At 65.9% G+C, this 23140-nt stretch carries 26 protein-coding genes and 4 tRNA genes; 13 read left to right on the top strand and 17 right to left on the bottom strand.

What is annotated here, in order from left to right; genetic code table 11:
• Positions 1 to 71 precede the first annotated feature (71 nt).
• The 4 genes from minC to ACVK00_RS18670 all read left to right on the top strand — a co-directional run bounded on the left by minC (position 72) and on the right by ACVK00_RS18670 (position 2557).
• Positions 72 to 845 (top strand): septum site-determining protein MinC, encoded by a 774-nt coding sequence (gene minC, locus ACVK00_RS18685; RefSeq protein ID WP_284888916.1) that lies wholly within the window; start codon positions 72 to 74, stop codon positions 843 to 845.
• Positions 846 to 904: 59 nt separating this feature from the next.
• Positions 905 to 1720, top strand: coding sequence for a septum site-determining protein MinD (gene minD / locus ACVK00_RS18680; protein ID WP_011656212.1), 816 nt, complete (start codon positions 905 to 907; stop codon positions 1718 to 1720).
• Positions 1721 to 1732: 12 nt separating this feature from the next.
• Positions 1733 to 1987 (top strand): cell division topological specificity factor MinE, encoded by a 255-nt coding sequence (minE, locus tag ACVK00_RS18675; protein ID WP_006750836.1) that lies wholly within the window; start codon positions 1733 to 1735, stop codon positions 1985 to 1987.
• Between the two features lie 168 nt (positions 1988 to 2155).
• Positions 2156 to 2557, top strand: coding sequence for a YXWGXW repeat-containing protein (locus ACVK00_RS18670; protein ID WP_228907077.1), 402 nt, complete (start codon positions 2156 to 2158; stop codon positions 2555 to 2557).
• 116 nt (positions 2558 to 2673) lie between these two features.
• Here ACVK00_RS18670 and ACVK00_RS18665 read toward each other — a convergent pair whose 3' ends face one another.
• On the bottom strand, positions 2674 to 4221 hold the full coding sequence (locus ACVK00_RS18665) for a chloride channel protein (RefSeq protein ID WP_228907078.1): 1548 nt from the start codon (positions 4219 to 4221) through the stop codon (positions 2674 to 2676).
• 170 nt (positions 4222 to 4391) lie between these two features.
• On the opposite strand from ACVK00_RS18665, the gene waaC reads away from it, so the two are divergent.
• On the top strand, positions 4392 to 5390 hold the full coding sequence (gene waaC / locus ACVK00_RS18660) for a lipopolysaccharide heptosyltransferase I (RefSeq protein ID WP_228907079.1): 999 nt from the start codon (positions 4392 to 4394) through the stop codon (positions 5388 to 5390).
• 49 nt (positions 5391 to 5439) lie between these two features.
• Here waaC and ACVK00_RS18655 read toward each other — a convergent pair whose 3' ends face one another.
• The 9 genes from ACVK00_RS18655 to rph form a co-directional block, all read right to left on the bottom strand.
• On the bottom strand, positions 5440 to 5619 hold the full coding sequence (locus ACVK00_RS18655) for a hypothetical protein (RefSeq protein ID WP_284888917.1): 180 nt from the start codon (positions 5617 to 5619) through the stop codon (positions 5440 to 5442).
• Between the two features lie 104 nt (positions 5620 to 5723).
• On the bottom strand, positions 5724 to 7034 hold the full coding sequence (locus tag ACVK00_RS18650; RefSeq protein ID WP_228907081.1) for an MFS transporter: 1311 nt from the start codon (positions 7032 to 7034) through the stop codon (positions 5724 to 5726).
• A 299-nt stretch (positions 7035 to 7333) separates the two neighbouring features.
• Positions 7334 to 7825: an energy transducer TonB family protein gene (locus tag ACVK00_RS18645; protein WP_228907082.1), complete on the bottom strand. Its 492-nt coding sequence runs from the start codon at positions 7823 to 7825 to the stop codon at positions 7334 to 7336.
• 209 nt (positions 7826 to 8034) lie between these two features.
• Positions 8035 to 8328, bottom strand: coding sequence for a hypothetical protein (locus ACVK00_RS18640; RefSeq protein ID WP_166725314.1), 294 nt, complete (start codon positions 8326 to 8328; stop codon positions 8035 to 8037).
• Between the two features lie 157 nt (positions 8329 to 8485).
• Positions 8486 to 8887 (bottom strand): hypothetical protein, encoded by a 402-nt coding sequence (locus ACVK00_RS18635; RefSeq protein ID WP_228907083.1) that lies wholly within the window; start codon positions 8885 to 8887, stop codon positions 8486 to 8488.
• A gap of 151 nt (positions 8888 to 9038) precedes the next feature.
• Positions 9039 to 9126, bottom strand: a tRNA-Ser gene (locus tag ACVK00_RS18630).
• A 42-nt stretch (positions 9127 to 9168) separates the two neighbouring features.
• The gene (gene hemW / locus ACVK00_RS18625; protein ID WP_126227324.1) at positions 9169 to 10383 is read right to left on the bottom strand and encodes a radical SAM family heme chaperone HemW; all 1215 of its coding nucleotides are present in this window, start codon (positions 10381 to 10383) and stop codon (positions 9169 to 9171) included.
• 34 nt (positions 10384 to 10417) lie between these two features.
• A complete protein-coding gene (gene rdgB, locus ACVK00_RS18620) occupies positions 10418 to 11047 on the bottom strand; it encodes an RdgB/HAM1 family non-canonical purine NTP pyrophosphatase (protein WP_284888919.1) in 630 nt (209 codons plus the stop codon).
• Positions 11040 to 11780 (bottom strand): ribonuclease PH, encoded by a 741-nt coding sequence (gene rph, locus ACVK00_RS18615; RefSeq protein ID WP_006756186.1) that lies wholly within the window; start codon positions 11778 to 11780, stop codon positions 11040 to 11042. Before rph ends, rdgB begins: the two co-directional genes overlap by 8 nt.
• 174 nt (positions 11781 to 11954) lie before the next feature.
• On the opposite strand from rph, the gene ACVK00_RS18610 reads away from it, so the two are divergent.
• From ACVK00_RS18610 to ACVK00_RS18595, 4 genes are all read left to right on the top strand, one after another.
• Positions 11955 to 12878: a YicC/YloC family endoribonuclease gene (locus ACVK00_RS18610; RefSeq protein ID WP_011656223.1), complete on the top strand. Its 924-nt coding sequence runs from the start codon at positions 11955 to 11957 to the stop codon at positions 12876 to 12878.
• Positions 12879 to 12965: 87 nt separating this feature from the next.
• A complete protein-coding gene (gene gmk, locus ACVK00_RS18605) occupies positions 12966 to 13649 on the top strand; it encodes a guanylate kinase (protein ID WP_006750850.1) in 684 nt (227 codons plus the stop codon).
• A gap of 58 nt (positions 13650 to 13707) precedes the next feature.
• The gene (rpoZ, locus tag ACVK00_RS18600; RefSeq protein WP_006750851.1) at positions 13708 to 13911 is read left to right on the top strand and encodes a DNA-directed RNA polymerase subunit omega; all 204 of its coding nucleotides are present in this window, start codon (positions 13708 to 13710) and stop codon (positions 13909 to 13911) included.
• A 63-nt stretch (positions 13912 to 13974) separates the two neighbouring features.
• Positions 13975 to 16341: a RelA/SpoT family protein gene (locus ACVK00_RS18595; protein WP_228907085.1), complete on the top strand. Its 2367-nt coding sequence runs from the start codon at positions 13975 to 13977 to the stop codon at positions 16339 to 16341.
• Between the two features lie 188 nt (positions 16342 to 16529).
• On the opposite strand, the gene ACVK00_RS18590 is transcribed toward ACVK00_RS18595, so the two are convergent.
• The 3 genes from ACVK00_RS18590 to ACVK00_RS18580 all read right to left on the bottom strand — a co-directional run bounded on the left by ACVK00_RS18590 (position 16530) and on the right by ACVK00_RS18580 (position 16888).
• A tRNA-Arg gene (locus tag ACVK00_RS18590) sits at positions 16530 to 16606 on the bottom strand.
• A 61-nt stretch (positions 16607 to 16667) separates the two neighbouring features.
• Positions 16668 to 16744 (bottom strand) — tRNA-Arg (locus tag ACVK00_RS18585).
• 67 nt (positions 16745 to 16811) lie between these two features.
• Positions 16812 to 16888 (bottom strand) — tRNA-Arg (locus ACVK00_RS18580).
• 130 nt (positions 16889 to 17018) lie between these two features.
• On the opposite strand from ACVK00_RS18580, the gene greB reads away from it, so the two are divergent.
• Positions 17019 to 17582 carry a transcription elongation factor GreB gene (gene greB, locus ACVK00_RS18575; RefSeq protein ID WP_284888920.1) on the top strand — a complete coding sequence of 188 codons (564 nt, stop codon included), beginning with the start codon at positions 17019 to 17021 and terminating at the stop codon, positions 17580 to 17582.
• Between the two features lie 108 nt (positions 17583 to 17690).
• Here the strand turns inward: greB and ACVK00_RS18570 are convergent, their stop codons facing one another.
• On the bottom strand, positions 17691 to 18833 hold the full coding sequence (locus ACVK00_RS18570) for a porin (protein ID WP_284888921.1): 1143 nt from the start codon (positions 18831 to 18833) through the stop codon (positions 17691 to 17693).
• 499 nt (positions 18834 to 19332) lie between these two features.
• Positions 19333 to 19596, bottom strand: coding sequence for a hypothetical protein (locus ACVK00_RS18565; RefSeq protein ID WP_006750856.1), 264 nt, complete (start codon positions 19594 to 19596; stop codon positions 19333 to 19335).
• 391 nt (positions 19597 to 19987) lie between these two features.
• Between ACVK00_RS18565 and ACVK00_RS18560 the strand changes: the two genes are divergently transcribed.
• Both ACVK00_RS18560 and ACVK00_RS18555 read left to right on the top strand, forming a co-directional pair.
• Positions 19988 to 20191: a cold-shock protein gene (locus ACVK00_RS18560; RefSeq protein WP_006750857.1), complete on the top strand. Its 204-nt coding sequence runs from the start codon at positions 19988 to 19990 to the stop codon at positions 20189 to 20191.
• Between the two features lie 161 nt (positions 20192 to 20352).
• Complete coding sequence (locus ACVK00_RS18555) at positions 20353 to 21480, top strand: exonuclease domain-containing protein (protein ID WP_354123049.1); 1128 nt, start codon at positions 20353 to 20355, stop codon at positions 21478 to 21480.
• Between the two features lie 36 nt (positions 21481 to 21516).
• Here ACVK00_RS18555 and ACVK00_RS18550 read toward each other — a convergent pair whose 3' ends face one another.
• Together ACVK00_RS18550 and ACVK00_RS18545 are read right to left on the bottom strand one after the other, a co-directional pair.
• Positions 21517 to 22110, bottom strand: a complete 594-nt coding sequence (locus tag ACVK00_RS18550) for a chorismate mutase (RefSeq protein WP_284888922.1) — start codon at positions 22108 to 22110, stop codon at positions 21517 to 21519.
• Positions 22111 to 22330: 220 nt separating this feature from the next.
• Entirely contained in the window at positions 22331 to 22477 is a 147-nt protein-coding gene (locus tag ACVK00_RS18545; protein ID WP_006756195.1) for a hypothetical protein, read from the bottom strand.
• Positions 22478 to 22675: 198 nt separating this feature from the next.
• Here ACVK00_RS18545 and ACVK00_RS18540 point away from each other — a divergent pair, with 198 nt between their 5' ends.
• Positions 22676 to 23065, top strand: coding sequence for a DUF2946 domain-containing protein (locus tag ACVK00_RS18540; protein WP_175729923.1), 390 nt, complete (start codon positions 22676 to 22678; stop codon positions 23063 to 23065).
• The last annotated feature ends 75 nt before the right edge of the window (positions 23066 to 23140 follow it).

The raw sequence follows: 23140 nt of genomic DNA, 5'->3' as shown, positions 1-23140 counted from the left end.
TGGTTTCCCAAAAATGATGGCTGCACGCGTGGACGCCTGTAAAATACGCAAAAATTTTTTGCAGAGTGTCCATGTCGCTTAAAAAATCGCCATTCTTCGAGCTGCGCAGCGGATCGGTCGATACGTTGCTGTTCACCGTGAAGACGACCGATCTCGATGCGTTGCGTACCGAACTGGTCAAGCGCTTCGAAGCGACTCCCGAGTTTTTTGCCGATGATGTCGTCGCGATCGACGTCCGCCGCCTCGCGGACGGCGAACGCGTCGCGCTCGCCGACATCCGTCAGATGCTGAACGACGTGCGGATGCGCCCGGTGGGCGTCGTCGCGCTGGCCACGCAGGGCTGGGCGGGGGAAGCCGGCCTGCCGTTGCTGGAGGCGCGCGATCGCCGCGTGTCGGCCGGGAAGCCGGCCGACGAAGCGGAGCCTGCGCCTGTCGTTGCCGAGGCCGTTGCGGCTGCCGCGGCAGCCGAACCGGCGCCGGAGCCTGCGCCGACGTCGATTCCGGCGGGCGGCCAGACGCTGGTGATCGATCGGCCGCTGCGTTCGGGGCAGCAGATTTACGCGAAAGGGGACCTCGTGGTGCTTGCGCCGGTCAGTCACGGCGCCGAGATCATCGCGGAAGGCAACATCCACATCTACGCGCCGTTGCGCGGCCGCGCACTCGCGGGCGTGCACGGCAATCACGACGCGCGCATTTTCTGCACGTGTCTCGAACCGGAACTGATTTCAATCGCGGGTATCTATCGAACGACCGAGAACCCGTTGCCCGCCGACATACTGGGCAAAGCGGTGCAGATCCGGCTCGAAGAGGAAAAACTGATGATCGAACCGCTGCGCCTGACGTAATTCACGCGGCGCACGCCGGATCGATCGGCTCTCATTGACGAACACAGGGTATTGGGTAAATGGCAAAAATCATCGTGGTGACTTCGGGCAAGGGCGGCGTGGGCAAGACGACGACCAGCGCGAGCTTCGCGTCCGGCCTCGCGCTGCGGGGCCACAAGACGGCCGTGATCGACTTCGACGTTGGCCTGCGCAACCTCGATCTCATCATGGGCTGCGAGCGGCGCGTGGTGTACGACCTCGTCAACGTGATCCAGGGCGAAGCGAACCTGAACCAGGCGTTGATCAAGGACAAGAAGTGCGAGAACCTGCACATCCTGCCGGCGTCGCAGACGCGCGACAAGGATGCGCTCACGCGCGACGGCGTCGAGAAGGTGCTGAACGACCTGGTTGCGATGGACTTCGACTTCATCGTCTGCGATTCGCCGGCCGGGATCGAAGCCGGTGCGCTGCATGCGATGTACTTCGCCGACGAAGCGCTGATCGTCACGAACCCGGAAGTGTCGTCGGTGCGCGACTCGGACCGCATTCTCGGCATCCTGTCGTCGAAGACGAAGCGCGCGACCGAAGGCAAGGATCCGATCAAGGAGCACCTGCTGATCACGCGTTACAGCCCGAAGCGCGTGAGCGAAGGCGAGATGCTGTCGCTCGAGGACATCAGTGAGATCCTGCGCATCAAGCTGATCGGCGTGGTGCCCGAATCGGAAGCCGTGCTGCACGCATCGAACCAGGGGCTGCCGGCCGTGCATATCGACGGCACCGACGTAGCGGAAGCGTACAAGGATGTCGTCGCTCGCTTCCTCGGTGAGGACAAGCCGCTGCGCTTCACCGATTACCAGAAGCCGGGCCTGCTGCAGCGCCTCTTCGGCAGCAAGTAACGGAGGCCGCCCATGTCCATCCTTTCGTTTCTCCTCGGTGAGAAGAAGAAGTCCGCATCGGTCGCGAAGGAGCGCCTGCAGCTCATCATCGCGCACGAGCGGGTCGGCGGCCGGCCGCCGGCCGATTACCTGCCGGCGCTGCAGAAGGAGCTGGTCGCGGTCATCTCGAAGTACGTCCGTATTTCGAACGATGACATCCGCGTGAGCCTCGAGCGCCAGGACGATCTCGAAGTCCTCGAAGTGAAGATCGAGATCCCGCAAGCCTGACTTTTGCCGGTCTCTCTCCGCACGGCGGCGCATGCCGCCGTGCGCGTCTTACGCCCTGTTGCACTTTCGGGCTCGCCGTAACACGGTGTCTGTCGGCCGTTGGTCGACCTCCCGCATTGAACGAATACGCTCGCGTCGCTCGCGTTATTTATCAATCAGGAGGTTGTGATGGCTGTCTCTGCTGTTCAATGTCGTATCGTTTCGCTCGCGCTGTTCGCCGCGGGCCTGTCAGCCGTCGCCGCGCCGCTCGCTGCACGCGCGGACGAGATTCTCGTCGGCGCGCCGGTGTTGGTGCAATCGGGCCGGATGGTCGTCGCCGAACCGGTGGCCGTGCCCGCCCAGGAAATCGTCGTCGTCGCGCCGAACGCGCCGCCGGCCGTGCGCTACGAGGTCGTGCCCGACGCGCGCGTCGGCTATGTGTGGGAGCGCGGTCACTGGCACTGGGATCATGGTCGCTACGTGTGGATCGGCGGCCACTGGGAAGCCGAGCGTATCGGCATGCACTGGGTGCCGGGCCACTGGGATCAGCGCGGCCCGAACTGGTTCTGGACCCGCGGCCACTGGGCTTGACGGAGGCGTGCGATGAAACGAACCGCCATTGTCATCGCGCTCGTCGCGATCACGCTCGCCGGCTGTATCGTCGTGCCGGCCCGGCCTGTCTACTATCGGCCGGCGCCGGTGGTGATCTACTGAGCGTCGCCCGGGCCCGGTTGCGCCCGGCCGTTCGCGCCGGATGCAGGCCGGTCGCCGTCATGCGGCGTCGCCGGCGTGTGCGTGGCGCCGTTGTCGGCCGCCGGGGCGCCCGGCTTGCGACCATCCCCTTCGCGCAGCGTGTCGAGCGGATCGGCGGGCGCTGCGGCCGCGTCCTGCGGCTCGGTGACGCCGGTTGCCGCCGCCGGCGCCGCTGCGCGGGCCGGTTCAACGGCTGCCGCGGGCGGCGCGAGATAGCGCTGCGCGAGCGTTTCGTAGAGCGGCGGCGCGAAGAAGCGCGCCATGCGGCTCGACACCAGCGCGGTCGCCATCAGCGAAATCACGAGCGCGTGGCCGTTGATCATCTCCATCACGATCACGAACGACGTGATCGGCGACTGCGTGACCGCCGCGAGGTAGCCGACCATCGCCAGCGCGATCAGCATCGGCAGGCTCATATGGCTGAACACGATGTGCAGCACGTTGCCGAACCCGGCGCCGATCGACAGCGACGGCGCGAAGATCCCGCCCGGGATGCCCGGCAGGTACGACGCAACCATCGACACCATCTTCAGGAACGGATAGAACACCGACAGCTGTTCGTGGCCGTCGAGCAGGCCGCGTGCCTCGGCATAGCCGCTGCCGAACGTCGTCCCGCCCGACACGATGCCGACGACGGCGATCACGAAGCCGCACACCGCCGCGAACGCGATCGGGCGCTCGCGATACAGGCTGAGCAGGCGCGCGGGCAGCCAGCGCCCGGTATTGAGCAGCAGCCAGCTGAAGAGGCCGCCCGCGACGCCGGTCACGAGCGCGGTGACGAGCACGGCGACGGCGAGCATTTTCGGGAAATGCTGGCCGGCGTCGATCGTGCCGAAGTACGTGTAATTGCCGTTCAGGCCCAATGCGACGACACCGGCGAGGATGATCGCGGTGATCAGCACGCCGCTTGCGCGCGCGGAGAAGCTGCGGGTCAGTTCCTCGATCGCGAACACGATCCCGGCGAGCGGCGTATTGAACGCGGCCGACAGGCCGGCCGCCGCGCCGGCGAGCACGAGTTGCCGCTCGATTTGCGCGTTCGAGCGCGGGTAGAAGCGCCGCAGGTTGAACATCAGCGCCGCGCCGACCTGCACGGTCGGGCCTTCGCGGCCGATCGTGAAGCCGCCGAGGATCCCCAGGAACGAGATCAGGACCTTGCCGAACAGGATCCGCAGCGTGAGCAACCGCGCGCCGAACGTGCCCGGGCTCGCATGCAGCGTCGCGATGACCTGCGGGATCCCGCTGCCCTCCGCGCCGCGAAAGAAGCGGCGCGTCATCCACACGGATGCTGCGGCGATCGACGGCGTGAGCAGCAGCGGCAGCCATGCGGCGTGCTCGCGCAGCGTGCGGAACGTGTCGTAGCCCCAGTCGATCAGCCGCGCGTACAGCACGGCCGCGAGGCCCACGGCGATCGCGCCGAGCCAAAATACACCGTACTGGCGCCAGATCCGCAGCGAGCGGCGGGTGAGGGCGGGAAACAGAGTGGGAAGGGTGGAGCGTTGCATCGGCGGCGTGCCGGAGGGGCAAAAATGCATTATAAAAAGAACCGGATGCAGGACTCGACAAACCTTCACAAAAACGATGCATTTTGTTGCAAATGTAATGTCGGTGTAATGTTTGTACCCTCCTAGCGTCGTTAGCATGGCGCAATGGTCCGATATATCCCACAAAGAACGTGAAACGCATCCTCATCGTGAAAGTGACGTCGCTCGGCGACGTCGTCCAGACGCTGCCCGTCGTCGCGGATCTCCATCGCGCCTTTCCGGGCGTGGCGGTCGACTGGGCCGTCGACGAATCGTGCGCGGAGGTCGTGCGCTGGCACCCGGGCGTGAGCAATGTGCTTGGCGCGCCGCTGCGGCGGTTCAAGAAGCTGCGCAACGGCGGCGACCTGAAGGCGATCTCCGCGTCGATCGGCGCGCTGCGCGCGCATCGCTACGATGCGGTCATCGATCTGCACGGCGTCTACAAGAGCGCGATCATCTCGGTACTCGCGCGCGCCGCGCGCCGCGTCGGCTACCAGACGCAGGATCTCGGCGAGACGGGCGCCCGTTTTGCGTATTCGCATCGCTTCGGCCCCAGGCCGGACTGCGATGCATGGCACGGGATGCGCGTGAGCGCCGGCGAGGCGCTGGGCTATGTACCCGAAGGCATCGCCACGTATGGAATCGTCCCGCCGCAGGATGCGAGCCTGCCGCCCGCCGTGACCGACGGCGCGCCGTTCGTGCTGCTGTTTCACGCGACTTCCAATCCGGACAAGAAATGGCCGGCCGACCACTGGGCCGCGCTGGCCACCCGGATGATGGCGCGCGGCGTGCGCGTGCTGTTGCCGTGGGGGTCGCCCGCCGAGCATGACGACGCGCAGGACATTGCCGCGCGCGCGCCGGGCGCGATCGTGCTGCCGGCGATGTCGGTGCGCGAACTCGGCGCGGCCATCGGCCGGGCCGCAATCGTGGTGGGGGTCGATACGGGGTTCGTGCACATGGCGCACGCGCTGCAGCGGCCGACCGTGATGATTTTCGTCGCGACGTCGCGCCACCATTGCGGGATCGGCGGGGCACCGAATGCCCTGTCGATCGGCGAGCCGGGCGCGCCGCCGTCGGTTGCGCAGGCACTCGATGCGATCGATACGGTTGGTCCGGCCTATGCCGCACGGCAAGCGCAGCTGACGGCCTAGGGCCCCGCGATTCGCCTGCACCGGCCGCGCGGAAGCGAAGCCGGCCGGTTCAGGCGAGCAGCGCTTCGAACGCGACCACCGCGGCGATGGCCGCCAGGTTGGCGAGCAGCGCGTCGAACAGCAGTCCGCGCCAGGTTTTCGGCCGGAAGCGCGCCGCGAGCAGCAGGGCGGCACCCAGCGCGAGCGCCAGGATCAGGAGGAGGTCGGCGTTGTCGAGGCGGATGTTCATCGCGGCGGCTCCTTCGGGGAGGGATCCCGTGGGCGCGCAGCGGCGCACCCACGGTCGAGTATAGGCAGCGCCGCCCGCCGCACAACCCGGTGCGCCCCGGAGGCTCAGACGAGCGATGCGTCGCGGGTTTCGCGCATCAGCAGCACGCCGATCAGGCTGATTGCCGCCGCGACCGATACGTACCCGCCGACCCACGACAGGCCGCCATGCGCGGCGAGCAGTTGCGCGATGTACGGCGCGATCGACGCGCCGAGGATCCCGCCGAGGTTGTACGCGACGCCTGCGCCCGTATAGCGGACGTTGGTCGGGAACAGCTCGGGGAGCAGCGCGCCCATCGGCGCGAACGTCACGCCCATCAGAAAGAGCTCGAGCGTGAGGAACAGGGCGACGAGCGGCATCGAACCGCTGCCGAGCAGCGGTTCCATCGCGAAGCCGGACAGCAGCGCGGCGATCGCGCCGACGGCCAGCACCGGCTTGCGCCCGAAGCGGTCCGACGCCCATGCCGACAGCGGCGTCGCGAGCCCCATGAACACCACCGCGAAGCACAGCAGGCCGAGGAAGCTCTGGCGCGGAATATGCAGCGTCGACACGCCGTACGACAGCGAGAACACCGTCGAGATATAGAACAGCGTGTAGCAGACCACCATCGCGAGCGCGCCGAGCAGCGTCGGCCGCCAGTGTTGCGAGACGAGCGTCGCGACCGGCACGCGCACGCGCTCGTTGCGATCGAGCGTGGCCTGGAACGCCGGCGTCTCGGTGATCTTCAGTCGCACGTACAGGCCGAGCGCGACGAGCACCGCGCTGACGAGGAACGGGATGCGCCAGCCCCAGCTGCGGAACTGTTCGTCGGACAGCGACAGCGCGAGCGCGAAGAACAGCCCGTTCGACATCAGGAAGCCGACCGACGGGCCAAGCTGCGGGAACATCCCGAACCAGCCGCGCTTGCCTTGCGGCGCGTGCTCGGTTGCGAGCAGCGCCGCGCCGCCCCATTCGCCGCCGAGGCCGATCCCCTGACCGAAGCGCAGCACACACAGCAGCACCGGCGCGAGCGCGCCGATCGTGTCGTAGCCGGGCACGAAGCCGATCGCGGTGGTGGACACACCCATGACGAGCAGCGACGCGACGAGCGTCGATTTGCGGCCGATGCGGTCGCCGAAGTGGCCGAAGAGGAACGAGCCGATCGGCCGTGCGATGAACGCGATGCCGAACGTGACGAAGGCAGACAACGCCTGTGCGGTCGCGGAGCCATGCGGAAAGAACACGGGGCCGATGACGAGCGCCGCGGCGGTCGCGTACACGTAGAAGTCGTAGAACTCGATCGCGGTGCCGATGAAGCTCGCGAACACGATGCGCCGGTGGCTGACGGCGCCGGCCGAACCGGTTGCGTGTGCAACGGCCGGGGGAGATGCGGACATGGATGTCTCCGTTTTGTCGTTGGGGCGGTCGGCTGGGCGTGCGCTCGGGCAGGCGGGCGCCTGCCGGGAGAGCCGCCGAGCGGATGATGCGGTAGCGGTGTGGACGCGCGCCGTGGCGCGGACGTCACCCGCCGGTCGACGATGGAGACGGATAGGTCGCCGCCGCACGGTGCCGGCATGGTCGGCTCGCATGCCGGGTGCGGCGTACGAACGAACGCGCGCGCGGGAGGATGGCCGCGCGATTGCGGAAAATTATAGCCAGCGCCGCGACATAGCGGCAATCACGGACGGGCGCGGGCTCAGTCGAGCGATTGCGCCTGCGCCGACGCGGTGCTTTGCAACTGGAAGCGGCCGTCGTCGTTGAACAGCCAGCCTTCCATCATCTCGATCCGACCATTGCCGTCCAGCAGTTTCGACGGCGGTGCCGGCAGCGGGGCCGAGCGGCGCAGCGACGCGAGCGCGAGCGCTTCCGCTTCGCTGTCGCCATTGCTGCGATAGACGGATGCGTTGACGAGGCGGCCGCTGCGATCGACGGTGAACGCGACGACGACGAGCGAGCGCAGCATCGCCTGCGGCGTCCCGCGCGACACGCTGGACGGATTGTGCTCGGCGACGCAGCGCGCGACTTCCACGCGGTACTGGGCGAGATTCCCGCTGCGCGTGATCGACGGGATGGTCACGACAGAGTGCACCGACGGCGGCGGCGTGATCGTGCAGGCGGCAAGCATCGTGGCGGCGACCAGCGCGACAACGCGCGGCCGGTCGACGCGAGGGCAGGGAAGAGATGGCATGGGGAAGTGCCGGAGGGTGACGATAAAAAAATGATAGACGCCCATGCACGACGTGTTATCGGGAGAAACGCATAAGGCGCGCGCCGCGACGTAGCGATTCGCAGATGATGGCGAGCGGCGGCCCGCCGGTGTCGCGATGTGACGTGACATGTGACGTTGCGCGCACGCGAGTCGCGCGCAGCGGCGGCGATGAATGCGGCGGGCCCGGCTCAGTAGCCGTGCGTCACGAGCGACAGAACGGACAGGTCCGGATGCGTGCCGTCGATGATGCTCTTGCCGATGTGCACGGCTTCCCGAACCGCTTCGTCGACGCTCGCGTAGCTTTCCTCGCCGTCCGCGTGGAAGGGCACCGCATGATCGGGCAGCGCGGGATTCACGCCAGGATGGCAGACATAGCCGGTGTAGGTATAACGCGTGTCGCTGCCGGGGGCGAGGCCCGGCACGACGTGGATCTCGAAGCCTTCGTAATCGACGTGATCCGTCGCTGTCGACAGTTCGGTCATGGCGGTCTCCGTGTGCCGCTCGCACGGATGGCGCGGGCGGCCTCGAGTCGCGGCGGCGGTCGTGTCGCCGTGCTGATCGAATTCTAGGCGATGGCGGCCCGGGCCGTGAGGCTTGTGCGCATGGCCTGCGGCGACGTCGAGCGTGCCGGGTCGCGCGTTACCGCGCGCAGCGCGCGTCCTTGCGCTGCACGACGAGGATCACCGGATACTTCTGACCATGATCGAGTTCCACCGTCGCGACGACCGTCAGCGTCGCCGGGTCGGAATCGTCGTACACGCTGACCTGCTCATTGCGGATATACGTCACGCCGGTGCAGTTCGACGCGCGCCCATCATCCGACACCTTGCACTGGATCTCGTTTTCCTTCAGGTAGTTGTACGGCGTCGGGCTCGCGAGATATTCGCGCAGGCCGCGCGGCGAGCCGCCGACGCCCTTCACGTACGCGATCGCGCACGACGGCGTTTGCGCGTCGGCGCCGGAGGCGGAATCGGCGGCAGCTGCGTGCGTGCTGACAGCGGCCAGCAGGGCGACGAGCGACGAGGCGATGAAGGGCTTCATGACGTGGGTTTCCCGTTTCGCGAATCGGAGCGCCGGATTGTAACGGCATCCGGCGGGACGCGTCGGCACGCGGGGCGGGCACCGCGTGCGGCGCGCGGCGCACAAACAAAAACCCCGTCATTCGAAGAATGGACGGGGTTTGGTGAACGCTTGGCGGAAGCGGTGAGATTCGAACTCACGGACAGTTTCCCGTCGCCGGTTTTCAAGACCGGTGCCTTAAACCGCTCGGCCACGCTTCCATACGAGGCGGCATTGTAACCGAAATGCCGCCGCGTTCCGCTTCAGTCGTCGCGCAGGAACAATTCCTGCAGGTCGTTGAGGAAACGCTGGCCGAGCGGCGTCGGCGCGATCTGCGCGAAGTCGCGCGTGATCAGCCCGCGCCGCTCCGCTTCCTTGAGTGCCGGCTCGATCGTGCTGATCGGCAGGCCGGTGCGTTCGACGAAGCTGTGCACGGGAAAGCCCTCGACGAGCCGCAGCGTGTTCAGCATGAACTCGAACGGCAGGTCGCGCGGGCCGACTTCACGCTCTTCCTGCACCGGCGTGCCGGCCATCGCCTGTTCGATGAAGGTCGCCGGATGCTTGTAACGCGCCTGCCGCAGGATCCGGTTCGGGAACGACAGCTTCGTATGCGCGCCCGCGCCGATCCCGAGATAGTCGCCGAAGCGCCAGTAGTTCAGGTTGTGCTTGCACTGATGATTCGGCTTCGCGTACGCGGACACTTCGTAGCGTCCGTAACCGGCCTCGGCCGTGCGTTCGTGAATCCATTCCTGCATGTCGGCCGACGCGTCGTCGTCGGGCACCGCTGGCGGAAACTTCGCGAACATCGTGTTCGGCTCGAGCGTCAGGTGATACAGCGACAGATGCGGCGGCGCGAACGACAGCGCGGTCTCGATGTCGGTCCGGCATTCGTCGAGCGTCTGGTTCGGCAGCGCGAACATCAGGTCGAGGTTGAAGTTGTCGAACGTCTTCGCGGCGATCTCGACGGCCGCGCGTGCCTGCGCGGTGTCGTGAATGCGGCCGAGCGCTTTCAGATGGCCTTCGTTGAAGCTCTGGATGCCGACCGACAGGCGGTTCACGCCGCTCGCGCGAAACTGCGCGAACTTCGCGGCCTCGAACGTGCCCGGATTCGCCTCGAGCGTGATCTCGGCGTCCGCATCGAGCGGCAGCAGCGCGCGCACGTCGGACAGCAGCCGGTCGAGCCCGCCTGCGGACAGCAGGCTCGGCGTGCCGCCGCCGATGAACACCGTATGCACCTGCCGGCCCCAGACGAGCGGCAGCGCCTGCTCGAGATCGGCACGCAGCGCGTCGAGATATTCGGCTTCCGGAAAGCGCTCGCCTTTCCACTCGTGCGAGTTGAAATCGCAGTACGGGCACTTGCGCACGCACCACGGAAAATGCACGTACAGCGCGAGCGGTGGCAGCGACGTGAGCCGCACCTGCCCGGGCGACGTGAACGTCGCGACGACGCGCGCGCCGGTTTCCGCCGCCTGGCTCATGCGGCCTCCGGCTGCGAATGCGTGACGAAGACGATCATGCGGGTTCCTCTGCGAGCCGCGCGAGCAGCGCCTTCAGCGCGAGCGCGCGATGGCTGTGCGTGTTCTTCACGGCCGGCTCGAGTTCGGCCGCCGTCGCGCCGAGCGACGGCAGGTGGAAATACGGGTCGTAGCCGAATCCGTGCTCGCCGCGCGGCGTGTCGACGATCTCGCCCACCCAGCGACCTTCGGCGAACAGCGGTTCGGGATCGTCCGCGTGGCGCACCAGTGCAAGCACGCAGCAATAGTATGCGCGCCGGTCGTCGATGCCGCGCAACTGCTCGACGAGGTACGCATTGTTCGCCGCGTCGCCCGGGGCGCGACCCGCGCGCTGCGCGTAGCGCGCCGAATAGACACCCGGTGCGCCGCGCAGGGCGCGCACGCACAGGCCGGAATCGTCGGCGATCGCCGGCAGGCCGGTGAGCCGCGACGCATGCCGCGCTTTCGTCAGCGCATTCTCGATGAACGTGCCGAACGGCTCTTCCGCCTCTGGCACGGCCAGGTCGCCCTGCGGCACGATCTCGATGCCGACCGTCGAGAACAGCGCGGTGAATTCGCGCAGCTTGCCGGCGTTGTTCGACGCGAGCACGATGCGCGAGAACGGCGCGAGGGTGCGATCGTCAGACATGGCCGGCGCCCAGCACGTCCTTCTGCAACTGCACGAGCTGGCCGATCCCGCTTTGCGCGAGGTCGAGCAGCGCATTCATCTCGGCGCGCGAGAACGGCACACCTTCGGCGGTGCCCTGGACTTCGACGAAGCCGCCGGCGCCCGTCATCACGACGTTCATGTCGGTGTCGCAGCGCGAATCTTCCGCGTAGTCGAGGTCGAGCAATGGCACGCCTTCGTACACGCCGACCGAGATCGCGGCTACATGATCGGTGATCGGCGAGCGCGCGAGCTTGCCGGCCGCGATCAGCTTCGACACGGCGTCGTGCGCGGCGACGAAGGCGCCGGTAATGCTCGCCGTGCGCGTGCCGCCGTCGGCCTGGATCACGTCACAGTCGATGTGGATCGTGCGCGGGCCGAGCGCCTCGAGATCGAACACCGCGCGCAGCGCGCGACCGATCAGGCGCTGAATTTCCTGCGTACGGCCCGTCTGCTTGCCGCGTGCGGCCTCACGGTCGCTGCGCGTGTGCGTCGCACGCGGCAGCATCCCGTATTCGGCTGTCAGCCAGCCCTGGCCGCGATCGCGCAGGAATTCGGGCACGCGTTCGGCGACGCTCGCGGTGCAGATCACCTTGGTGTCGCCGAATTCGACCAGAACCGAGCCTTCGGCGTGTTTCGTGTAGTGGCGCGTGAGGGCGACCTTGCGCAGTTCGTCGGCGCGACGGCCGCTCGGGCGGGACAGGGAAGACGTCATGAGGGAATCGTGGACGGAAGAGGAAACCCCGATTTTAGCGCCGAACGGCAGCGGCGCCCGGCGGGGAGGGGCGCAAAAATGGGATAATGCGCGCTTCCCGCCCCGCGCCTTGCTATGCGCCGGGCGCCTCGACATATTCCCGCCCGCAAGGGCACCCAGACGGCGAGACGAACCATGATCTACAGCATGACGGGCTATGCGAGCGCGACGCGCGAACTCGCGACGGCCACCGGCAACGGCGGCACCAGCGTGTCGGTCGAACTGCGCACCGTGAACTCGCGCTTCCTCGACCTGAATTTCCGCATGCCGGACGACGTGCGCGCGTGCGAATCCGCGCTGCGCGAAATGCTGATGAACAAGCTGTCGCGCGGCAAGGTCGACGTGCGTATCAACCTGCAGCGCGGCGAGCAGAGCATCGGCGCGGGCGCGCTGAACCAGTCGGCGCTCGGCCAGCTCGCCGAGCTCGAGCGCTCGGTGCTCGATGCGTTCCCGGGGGTCGGCCGCCTGCGCGCGGGCGAGATCCTGCGCTGGCCCGGCGTGCTCGCCGAGAGCGGCGTGTCGGCGGATGCGATCCGCGAGGCGGTGCTCGCGTGCGGCAAGGAAGCGATCGGTGAACTCGTCGTCGTGCGTTCGCGTGAAGGCGCGCAGCTGGCGACGATGCTGCTGTCGAACGTCACCGAAATGGAAGCGATCGTCGCGCGCATCACGCCGCTCGTGCCGGAGCTGATCGCGAAGCATCAGCAGAAGATCGTCGAGCGGCTGCAGGAAGCGCTCGGCCTCGCGGCGCCCGAAGGCAGCGCGGCGATCGTCACGCGCGAGGAAGCGGCGGAACGCATTCGTCAGGAAGTGACGATGTACGGCATCCGGATCGACATCGCGGAAGAGCTGTCGCGACTCACCGCGCACCTGAACGAAACGCGTCACGTGATCGAGAAGGGCGGCCGCGTCGGCAAGCGTCTCGACTTCATGATGCAGGAACTGAATCGCGAAGCAAACACGCTCGGCTCGAAGGCGGCGGCGAAGGAACTGGCCGACGCATCGATGGCGCTCAAGCTGTTGATCGAGCAGATGCGCGAGCAAGTGCAAAACCTGGAGTAAAGAGATGAAACAACCCCCATGCTCACTACGTTCGCTGCCCCTTGAAGGGGCGGGGAATCTTATTGGGGCGGCACGGCGGAGGCTGACATGACCGAATTCACCCGCGACGGCCACGCGTCGCATGCGCTGCACGGCGGCGTCTATCCCGGCAACCTGTTCATGGTCATCGCACCGTCGGGCGCCGGCAAGTCGACGCTCGTGAACGCGCTGCTGTCGAAGGACAGCGACATCTGCCTGTCGATTTCGTACACGACGCGCAAGCCGCGCCCGGGCGAGCAGGACGGCCAGCACTACCACTTCACGACCGTCGAGGATTTCCGCGCGCGCCACGCCGCGCACGAATTCCTCGAGAGCGCGGAAGTGCACGGCAACTACTACGGCACGTCGCGCGTCTGGATCGAAGAGCAGATGATGAACGGCCACGACGTGCTGCTCGAAATCGACTGGCAGGGCGCGCAGCAGGTGAAGAAGCAGTTCCGCAACGCGGTCGGCATCTTCATTCTGCCGCCGTCGCTCGATGCGCTCGAGGAGCGCCTGAAGAAGCGCGGGCAGGACGAGCCGAACGTGATCACGCGACGCCTGCTCGCCGCGGGCAGCGAGATGGCGCACGCATCCGAGGCGGAATACGTCGTGATCAACGAGAATTTCGATCGTGCGCTGGCCGAACTCGAATGCATCGTCACGGCAACGCGCCTGCGCTTTGCTTCGCAGTACGCGCGACACACGGAGCTGTTCATCGAGCTCGGCATCCATCTGCCCCACGCGGAATGACGCGAGGGTAGAGGGACATAAGGTAGAATAAGGACTACATTCAGAAGGAATTACCAACATGGCTCGCATTACTGTCGAAGACTGCCTGAAGCAAATCCCCAACCGCTTCGAACTGGCGCTCGCCGCCACCTACCGCGCGCGGCAGCTCGCGCAAGGCCATACGCCGAAGATCGAGAGCCGCGACAAGCCGACCGTCGTCGCGCTGCGCGAGATCGCTTCCGGTCTCGTCGGCGTCGAGATGTTGAAGAAGGTGCCGGTGTAACGCGCATCCGGCCCGTTCCAGCCATGTAATCCACGCGCGCAACGACTCGACCTGGAGGCGAATATGAGCACCACCCCATCGTCCGCCTCCGCGGATTCGACCACCGAAGCCACGGCCCGGTCGCCTGCGCGCCAGTACATCGACGCGGTCCTCGAACAGTCCTTCCGGCATCTGTTCGGGCCGACCGCCACTCCGGAGCAGCCGCGCAAGCACGGCGTCGTTTCGATCGCGAAACTGACGGCCGTGCTTGCCGAGTATCTCCCTCCGGAAGAAATCAAAGAGGTCAAGGCGGCGTTCCACTTCAGTGACGAAGCCCACCTCGGTCAATATCGCCAGAGCGGCGAACCCTACATCACCCATCCCGTCGCCGTCGCGGAAATCTGTGCCGGCTGGAAGCTCGACGCGCAAGCCGTGATGGCAGCGCTCCTGCACGACGTGATGGAAGACCAGGGCGTGACCAAGAGCGAGCTGGCCGAACGCTTCGGCCCGAAGGTCGCCGAACTGGTCGACGGCCTGTCGAAGCTCGACAAGATGGAGTTTCGCAGCCGCGAGGAAGCGCAGGCGGAAAACTTCCGCAAGATGCTGCTCGCGATGGCACGCGACGTGCGCGTCATCCTCGTCAAGCTCGCCGACCGTCTGCACAACATGCGCACGCTCGGCGCGGTGCCGATGGAAAAGCGCCGCCGCGTCGCACGCGAGACGCTCGACATCTATGCGCCGATCGCGCACCGCCTCGGGTTGAACAATACGTATCGCGAGCTGCAGGACATGAGCTTCGCGAATTTCAACCCGCATCGCTACGCGACGCTCGAGAAGGCCGTGAAGGCCGCGCGCGGCAACCGCCGCGAAGTGATCAGCAAGATCCTCGAGTCCGCGCAGCGCGCGATGAGCGACGCGAAGATCGACGCCGAGATCACCGGCCGCGAAAAGACGATCTACAGCATCTACCGCAAGATGCGCGACAAGCAGCTGTCGTTCTCGCAGGTGCTCGACGTGTACGGCTTTCGCGTCGTGGTCGATAGCCCGCTCGACTGCTACACGTGCATCGGCGCGCTGCATGCGCTGTACAAGCCCGTGCCCGGCAAGTTCAAGGACTACATCGCGATCCCGAAGATCAACGGCTATCAGTCGCTGCACACGACGCTCGTCGGCCCGTTCGGCGCGCCGATCGAGTTCCAGGTGCGCACGCGCAAGATGCACGAGATCGCCGAGGCCGGCGTGGCCGCGCACTGGCTGTACAAGAACGGCGGCGCCGATCTGAACGACGTGCAGAAGCGCGCGCACCAGTGGCTGAAGTCGCTGCTCGACATCCAGAGCGAAGCCGGCGATTCGAGCGAATTCCTCGAGCACGTGAAGATCGACCTGTTCCCGGATGCGGTCTACGTGTTCACGCCGAAGTCGAGGATCATGGCGCTGCCGCGCGGCGCGACGGCGCTCGATTTCGCGTATTCGATCCACAGCGATCTCGGCAACCAGTGCGTGGCCGTGAAGATCAACAACGAGTTGCTGCCGCTGCGTACCGAGCTGAAGAGCGGCGACATCGTCGAGGTGATCACCGCGCCGTATTCGAAGCCGAACCCCGCGTGGCTCGGTTTCGTGCGTACCGGCAAGGCACGCTCGGCGATTCGCCACTACCTGAAGACGATGCGCCTGAACGAGTCGGTGCAACTCGGCGAGCGGCTCGTCGATCAAAGCCTCAAGGGTTACGGGCTTGCGCTGGCCGACGTGGCGCCGGAAGTGTGGGAGAAGCTCGTGCAGTGGACGGGCAACAAGAGCCGCCAGGAAATCTTCGCGGACATCGGCCTCGGCCGCCGCGTCGCCGCGGTGATGGCCAAGCGCATCGAGGTGCTGACGAGCGGCCGCGATGCGGACGACGATCTGCCGAAGTCCGAGCGGCATCCCGCGCACAATGCGCCGCCGGTCGTCATTACCGGCACCGAAGGGATGTCCGTGCAGCTGTCGGCATGCTGCCGGCCGATTCCGGGCGATGCGATCATGGGCTATATCGGCATCGGCCTCGGGATGGCGATTCATACGACCGATTGCCGTGTCGCGCAGCGCATCCATCGCCGCGATCCGGGCCGCTGGATCGACGTCGAGTGGGCGCCGCAGCCGGGTCGTTTGTTCGACGTCGCGGTGAAGGCGCTCGTGAAGAACACGAAGGGCATCTTCGCGCGCGTGGCGGCGGACATCACGTCGGCCGACGCGAACATCGTCCACATCGCTATGGACGAGGATCTGACGCACGAATCGACGGTGCTGCGCTTCGTGATCCAGGTCAGCGATCGCGTGCACCTGGCGAACGTGATGCGGCGCGTGCGGACCAATCCGGACGTGATGCGGATCATGCGCGAGCGCTCGACCGACGACAGCGTGCATGCGCGTCACGACGGCGGCATGCGCATCGAGCGCGAACGACAGGATTACTGACGCGACGCGTTGCCTGAGCGGGATACGACGGCGGCCACGGGCCGCCGTTTTCATTGGTGACGCGGGCCGGGCGGCGTGGTGCGGTGGCGGCCCGGCTCGAGTCGAGCGGGAGCGACGATCGCCGCGAAGAAGCGTGGAGGGGAGTGGAAAAGAAAAAAGGGCCTTCCCGGAGGAAGGCCCTTCTAAGGTGGCGCGGCTGGCAGGATTCGAACCCACGACCCCTTGGTTCGTAGCCAAGTACTCTATCCAACTGAGCTACAGCCGCACGCAAAGCGGTACTACTTCAACTGTCGGAACCTTCTGCGATGGGAAGGCCCCCAAAAAGATGGCGCGGCTGGCAGGATTCGAACCCACGACCCCTTGGTTCGTAGCCAAGTACTCTATCCAACTGAGCTACAGCCGCACGCAAAAACAAAATACTACTACTTTGAACTGAAAGGGCCTTCGGTTCGGAAGGCCCTCGAAAAAGGTGGCGCGGCTGGCAGGATTCGAACCCACGACCCCTTGGTTCGTAGCCAAGTACTCTATCCAACTGAGCTACAGCCGCACGCAGAAGCGGAAGTATAGCAGAGTCGTATAAAAAGGGAAGCCTTATCCGCAAAATATGTCGCACGATATTGTGCGGCCGCCTTCGTGTACCCTTGAAGCATCGATCATCCAGGTTTTGAATCCGCATCATGAACAAGGCGTTTGTCAAAGAGTCGGACGGTGACGACGACGATCTCGACTCGAGTCAACCCGCGATCCCGGCGGGCACGAAGAACTACATCACGCCGGCCGGCCACAAGCGGCTCAGGGACGAGCTCCTGAACCTGATCGACGTCGAGCGTCCCGAGGTCGTGCGCCTCGTGTCGTGGGCCGCGTCGAACGGCGACCGGTCGGAGAACGGCGATTACATCTACGGCAAGCGGCGGCTGCGCGAGATCGACCGCCGGATCCGCTTCCTGACGAAGCGGCTCGATCTCGCCGAAGTCGTCGACGCGAGCCGGCAGGAGAACGTCGACCAGGTGTTCTTCGGCGCGACCGTCGATTATGCGACGCCGGACGGCGAGGATCACACCATCACGATCGTCGGGATCGACGAGGTCGATCTCGATCGCGGTTGCGTCAGCTGGATCTCGCCGGTCGCGCGGGCGCTCATCAAGGCGAAGATCGGCGATACCGTCACGCTGATGACGCCGGCCGGTCCGCAGCCGATCGACGTGCTCGACGTTCGCTATCCGGCAGCGGGCAACGTGTGAGCATGAAGCGACGCATCCGCGCCACGCCGCGCTGAAACGAACAAGCGCCCCGGGCGGGGCGCTTCGTCATGACGGTCCCGGTCGAACGGCCGGGGCCCATCGTATCGCTCAGAAGCGGTGGCGCATGCCGGCCGTGACGGCGATCTGCTTGTTCGTCGACGACGCGGTGCCGAGTCCGTTGATGTTCGCGCCGATCGCCAGCCCATTGGCATTGACCCGCTGGTATTCACTCTGCAGGTACAGGTCGGTGCGCTTCGACAGCGCATAGTCGGCCTGCAGGTTGAACTGGTGCCAGCTTGGCGTCTGGCCGTCGAGACGGCTGTCGGTGTACGTGTACGAGCCGGCGAGCGAGAACGCCGGCGTCAGCGCGTAGCGGCCATTCACCTCGTAATTATTGAAGCGCGTGCCGCCGGTGAGCGGGATGCCGCTCGACACGCCGGACTGCCCGGGGCTGATCCCGGCCGAATTGGTCAGGCGCGTCTGCGTGAACACGAAGCCGGCCGTCGCGGGCCCGAACGTGTAGTTGAGGCCTGCGCCCCAGGTGCGCTGCCGGCTGGCCGCGAAGGTCCAGTCGCCGGCTACCGCGCCGGGGTCGCTGGCCGCGAGCGCCAGCGCGTTGATGTTGTTGTTGAGCTGCAGGTACGCGGCCGCGACGTTGAAACCCATGTAGCTGTACGACGCGCCGACGCTGTACGCGCGATTGTTCGCGAAACCGGTGGAATTCGAGAAGCCGTACAGGCCGCCGAACTTCAGGCCGCCGTAGTTCGCGCTCTGGTACTTGACCGAGTTGTTGATCCGGAACGAGTTGTTCAGGTTGTCGTTGTCGAACGGGTGCGCGAACTGCGTGCCGCCATACTGGGTGCCGGTCAGGGACAGCGGGCCGACGAAGTCGACGACGCTGTCATATTGGCGGCCGAGCGTGAGCGAGCCGTAGCTGTTGTGCGCGAGCCCGACGAACGCCTGGCGACCGAACTCGCGGCCGTTCTGCTTCAGTGAACCGTTGTTGATGCCGAAGCCGTTTTCCAGCGTGAAGATCGCCTTCAGTCCGCCGCCGAGATCCTCGGTGCCGCGCAGGCCCCAGCGGCTGCCGTTGATCGAGCCGCTCGTCTCCTGCCACGCGCTGTGACCATGCTGGTTGTTCGTGTAGGTGATGCCGGCATCGATCAGGCCGTACAGCGTGACGCTGCTTTGCGCATGGGCGGCGCTGGCAGCCACGCCCGCCAATGCGGCGACGATCAGGGTCTTTTTCATGATCTGTCTCCAAACAGGATGATGTCGATCGAACCTGCTGTGGGCATCGGCGGCGTCGCGGGTCGGCGACACCGTGCGCGTGGGGCGCGGCACCCTCGTCGGAAAACCATTTGCAGTGTACGGATCGGTCCGGGCGGGGACGAAAACCGCTTCCTGCAATACTGTATTTTGAATCGCGCAAGAATAACCGCATGCGCGGAGAGCCGCGGCCAGCAAGGCTTTGCGGCGGCGCAGCAGGCGGAAATGCTACTCAGGACTGCGTACTAGGCGTTGCGCGATCGCGACAGGCGCTCAGGGGCAGGCGAGGGTAGGCCTAGCGCGATTATTGACACATCGGCAATAGAGGTTTGTGTGGAGCATGGATAATGAAAGGATGTTCTCTCGCTATACTGCGATCTCTGCTTTCCGAAGCAGACTTTTTCGTTGACGGAAAAGATCTCCAAACCTTTGTCGGCGCGACTTCCCAGTCGCGCTTTTTTTTGCCCCATCTTCTCGATCCCTACTGCGTGTACGAGCGCCGCTTGCGCTTGGCAGCCGGCGGCGTGTCGTCGGCTTCGGCCGGCAGCGGCGTATAGGTCCAGTCTTCCATCACGTAGTGACGGGCGTCCAGCGGCGACGCCAGCAGGTTCTGCCAATGATCGCCGTGCCAGTTCGGATCGAACTCGGTATCGCACGGCGCTTCACGGGGCTCGGCCAGCGCGCGGGACTTGCGGCGTGCGCGTGCGAGCCGGCTCGCGAAGCGCTTGATTCCATCCAGCCACATGACCCTTCTCCTTCCATTGCCTGGCACCAGCATTGCAACGTCCCCCGCTTTTCGCAACCCGAAAAAACCCGAGGATTTTACCGACCCGTTTTTTCTCGGTAGGTTTTTCACGGTATTGATTATTGGGGATCCGATCCCGGTAATATTGACAGGTTTTTGATGCGAATCAATTAATAAAAGACGATGGTGTACCGATTCCAGTGGTATTGACGTTTTTTTGATAAAGAACGCATCAAAAATTTTCTTGACGCACCCGGATTGTCCAATTTATAAAGTGAGCACTCCGTCCCCGGGCGGAGCGCTGGGGGTGGGTATCGGCGCGCTGTTGCGGGATTTCGGGAGGCGGCTATATCAGTAGCTTTTTTGATCTAAACGAGTGGGGAAGAAAGGTATGGATACCGGTATCGTAAAATGGTTTAACGATGCTAAAGGTTTCGGCTTTATTACGTCAGACAATGGCGGCGAAGATTTGTTTGCGCACTTTTCCGAAATCCGGATGGACGGCTTCAAAACGCTGAAGGAAAACCAGCGCGTTTCCTTTGAGGTGAAACTCGGGCCGAAAGGCAAGCAGGCAGCGAATATCCAGGCGGTCTGACGCGCCACGCACTGCCGATCACGTCCGGCCCCCGCATCGCGGGGGCTTTTTGCTTTTTGGGGCATGAAAGCCGGCTACCGGCGAATCGTTTCCGGTTCGGACTGGTCGTGAACCTGCATGCCGGTGCATACTCACGAAAGCACCGTTTCCCTGCATTTTTCATGTCCGATTCTTGTCCGTCCGATCCCGCCTGCGAGCAGCCGCTCGTCTTCGTCGACCTTGAAACCACCGGTGGCTCGTCCGCCGAGCACCGCATCACCGAAATCGGCGTGGTCGAAATCGGCCCGCTCGGCGTATCGACGTGGACGACGCTGGTCAATCCGGGACAGTCGATTCCACCGTTCATCGAGCAACTGACCGGCATTTCGGACGACATGGTGCGCGATGCGCCGTCGTTCGCGTCGCTCGCGCCCGCGCTGTTCGAGCGGCTCGACGGCAAGCTGTTCGTCGCGCACAACGCGAGCTTCGACCGCGGCTTCCTGCGCGCCGAATTCGAACGTGCCGGCATCGCGTTCAATCCGGACGTGCTGTGTACGGTGCGGCTGTCGCGCGCACTGTTTCCGCGCGAGGCGCGGCACGGACTCGATGCGCTGATCGAGCGGCATGGCCTTGTCCCCGCGGCCCGCCACCGGGCGCTCGCGGATGCCGATCTCCTTTGGCAGTTCTGGCGTCAGTTGCACGAGATCGTGCCGCTCGAGCGTCTGCGCGACCAGATTGCGCTTACGACGCGCCACTTCCGTCTCGCGGGGGGCATGACCGAAGCGTGGCTTGATACCGCGCCCGCCGGATGCGGTGCGTACGCGCTGTTCGGGGAGGGCGACGAAGCCCTTTACGTCGGGCGCAGTGTGCGTGTGCGGCAGCGCTTGCGGGCGTTGCTGACCGGCGAGCGGCGCTCGTCGAAGGAAATGCGGCTCGCGCAGCAGGTGCGGCGAGTCGAATGGCGGGAGACCGGCAACGAGCTGGGGGCGATGCTCGCCGAAGCGCAGTGGATCGCCCGCCTGCGCCCGTCGCACAACCGGCGGCCCGCGGCAGATAAGGCCCGTGCGGGCAATGCGTGCTGGCCGTTCGACGGCGCGGTCGCGTTCGAAGCGTGCGGCGAGCGCCGCCTGTTTCACGTGATCGACGGGTGGCGCTATCTCGGTGTGGCCGAATCACTCGACGCGGCCGTGCGGCTCGTGGCCGACGGCCCGGACGGTGCGTACGAACCCCATACCCATCGCCTGCTGCAGACCCATCTCGCACGCGGCCTGCAACTGATTCCGCTCGCGGCGCTCACGCCTGCCGACTGAGCGCCGCGTGCCGCGGCGCGCGGTGGCCGCGCGTCGTCAGCCGATCGCGCTGGCGCCGCCGGCCGAGCAGACGTGCGACAGCGCGGTGCCGAGCGCCTGCGTCCGGCTGGCGTCGTAGCGGGTGAGCGTCTTCCAGTTCGTGATGCTGCGGGCGAGCCGCGCTTGGCAATCGGGTGCGTCGCGCAGCGGCGCGATCTGTACGAGGGCGGCCAGCATCTTTTGCGTGAGCTGGTCGAGCGCCGGCCGCGTGCTGGTCGCGAGGTCGGGCGGCGTGCCTTCGGGCGGCCGCGTCGCGCGCCAGGTGGCAAAGAGCGCGTTCTGCACGTCCTTGCTCGCGGCGATCTGATCCTCGAAGAACGTACGCGCGAACGCCGGATCCACGCCCGCCTGTGCGGCGCGCTTCTCCACCGATGCGAGCAGTTCCGCTTCGCGCGGCTGATCCTCGATCGCCTTGTGGTTCGCCCATTTCCAGCGTGCGACGGGTTCGGCAAGCGCGATCCGCTGCGACGCGAGCGCGACGAGGTTGGTGAGCGCGGTGTCGTCGCCGTCGGCGCGCGCGACGGGCGGCGACGAAAAAAGGGCGACGCCGAGCGCGGCGACAGCGACGCTGGCACGAATGGCTTGTTTCATCGGAACGATCGGGAGAGCCGGGCGGGCCGGAGGTGGAAAACCAGAAGGATAGACGAAGACAGTCGCGCGGCGAAACGACGCGACAGAAGAATCAGCGGACGCGCTGACCCGGCACCGTCAGGCCGTTGCAGCCCGGGTGCGAAGCGATCTGCGCCGAAAACGCAGCGATGAACCGCACGATATCGATCGACACGTGGCGGTTACAGAACCGAACGTAGGTTCACTTCGGCGAGTACAGCTTGTGCTGCTCGTCGAAGAATGCCCGGACGTGGTCGGGCAATTCGGCGAGGAATTCCACGCCGACGGGTTCCGGATCCGGGCTCATCACTTGCTCGGGCGGGGGCATGCGAGTTGGTCTTTCGTCCATGGTCGTTTCTCCAGCAGGTCCAATAATTATCAACCTCGCGCTTGGATTTATGCCAGTGGCGAATCGTTAGATTTTGTCTCTGTTGTATTAACGGCACATGCGCTGCGGCGCGCCGTGCGATGCCGACTATTGCATCCGGCTCAATCGGCAACCATCGGGTGCTTGCTATACTTGCGCGCACTTTTTCCTGGACCGGCGATGAAACGGACGACGCGATGGATCGGCCTCGTATGGCTGGCGCTGGTACTGAACGTACTGTCGCCCGTCATCGGCTACGCGCGTGTCGCGTCGAGCGGTTCCGGCGAGCTCACGCTCGAGCTGTGCAGCGCGGCGGGCGCTCGCCAGGTCATCCTCGCGCAGTCCGGCGACGATCGCGGCGCAGCGTCGTTCGACCATGCCGGCGTGCCGCACTGCGTGTACTGTCCCGGCTTCGCGGCGAACGTCGCGCTCGGCACGAGCCTGCCCGCGTTGCCGGGTTTCGTGCGCGCGTTCGCGTACCGGGCGGCCGCCCCGGCCGTTCCCGATTTCCCCCGCAAGGGCATCCGCCTCGCGCAGCCGCGCGGTCCGCCTGAAAACGTCCCGATCTGATTGACATCGTCCGCGCGCCCCTGAGGCGCGCGTGCCGCCCGCGGCCCGGTCCGCGCGCCGCGCCGTATGCGCGCG

Source organism: Burkholderia sp. PvR073, from assembly GCF_054055695.1.
This window is presented reverse-complemented; position numbering and strand designations above follow the sequence as displayed.

Coding starts and splice junctions, on each gene's coding strand:
- minC (WP_284888916.1), top strand. CDS start 72: ATGTCGCTTAAAAAATCGCCATTCTTCGAGCTGCGCAGCGGATCGGTC.
- minD (WP_011656212.1), top strand. CDS start 905: ATGGCAAAAATCATCGTGGTGACTTCGGGCAAGGGCGGCGTGGGCAAG.
- minE (WP_006750836.1), top strand. CDS start 1,733: ATGTCCATCCTTTCGTTTCTCCTCGGTGAGAAGAAGAAGTCCGCATCG.
- ACVK00_RS18670 (WP_228907077.1), top strand. CDS start 2,156: ATGGCTGTCTCTGCTGTTCAATGTCGTATCGTTTCGCTCGCGCTGTTC.
- ACVK00_RS18665 (WP_228907078.1), bottom strand. CDS start 4,221: ATGCAACGCTCCACCCTTCCCACTCTGTTTCCCGCCCTCACCCGCCGC.
- ACVK00_RS18655 (WP_284888917.1), bottom strand. CDS start 5,619: ATGAACATCCGCCTCGACAACGCCGACCTCCTCCTGATCCTGGCGCTC.
- ACVK00_RS18650 (WP_228907081.1), bottom strand. CDS start 7,034: ATGTCCGCATCTCCCCCGGCCGTTGCACACGCAACCGGTTCGGCCGGC.
- ACVK00_RS18645 (WP_228907082.1), bottom strand. CDS start 7,825: ATGCCATCTCTTCCCTGCCCTCGCGTCGACCGGCCGCGCGTTGTCGCG.
- ACVK00_RS18640 (WP_166725314.1), bottom strand. CDS start 8,328: ATGACCGAACTGTCGACAGCGACGGATCACGTCGATTACGAAGGCTTC.
- ACVK00_RS18635 (WP_228907083.1), bottom strand. CDS start 8,887: ATGAAGCCCTTCATCGCCTCGTCGCTCGTCGCCCTGCTGGCCGCTGTC.
- hemW (WP_126227324.1), bottom strand. CDS start 10,383: ATGAGCCAGGCGGCGGAAACCGGCGCGCGCGTCGTCGCGACGTTCACG.
- rdgB (WP_284888919.1), bottom strand. CDS start 11,047: ATGTCTGACGATCGCACCCTCGCGCCGTTCTCGCGCATCGTGCTCGCG.
- rph (WP_006756186.1), bottom strand. CDS start 11,780: ATGACGTCTTCCCTGTCCCGCCCGAGCGGCCGTCGCGCCGACGAACTG.
- ACVK00_RS18610 (WP_011656223.1), top strand. CDS start 11,955: ATGATCTACAGCATGACGGGCTATGCGAGCGCGACGCGCGAACTCGCG.
- gmk (WP_006750850.1), top strand. CDS start 12,966: ATGACCGAATTCACCCGCGACGGCCACGCGTCGCATGCGCTGCACGGC.
- rpoZ (WP_006750851.1), top strand. CDS start 13,708: ATGGCTCGCATTACTGTCGAAGACTGCCTGAAGCAAATCCCCAACCGC.
- ACVK00_RS18595 (WP_228907085.1), top strand. CDS start 13,975: ATGAGCACCACCCCATCGTCCGCCTCCGCGGATTCGACCACCGAAGCC.
- greB (WP_284888920.1), top strand. CDS start 17,019: ATGAACAAGGCGTTTGTCAAAGAGTCGGACGGTGACGACGACGATCTC.
- ACVK00_RS18570 (WP_284888921.1), bottom strand. CDS start 18,833: ATGAAAAAGACCCTGATCGTCGCCGCATTGGCGGGCGTGGCTGCCAGC.
- ACVK00_RS18565 (WP_006750856.1), bottom strand. CDS start 19,596: ATGTGGCTGGATGGAATCAAGCGCTTCGCGAGCCGGCTCGCACGCGCA.
- ACVK00_RS18560 (WP_006750857.1), top strand. CDS start 19,988: ATGGATACCGGTATCGTAAAATGGTTTAACGATGCTAAAGGTTTCGGC.
- ACVK00_RS18555 (WP_354123049.1), top strand. CDS start 20,353: ATGTCCGATTCTTGTCCGTCCGATCCCGCCTGCGAGCAGCCGCTCGTC.
- ACVK00_RS18550 (WP_284888922.1), bottom strand. CDS start 22,110: ATGAAACAAGCCATTCGTGCCAGCGTCGCTGTCGCCGCGCTCGGCGTC.
- ACVK00_RS18545 (WP_006756195.1), bottom strand. CDS start 22,477: ATGGACGAAAGACCAACTCGCATGCCCCCGCCCGAGCAAGTGATGAGC.
- ACVK00_RS18540 (WP_175729923.1), top strand. CDS start 22,676: ATGAAACGGACGACGCGATGGATCGGCCTCGTATGGCTGGCGCTGGTA.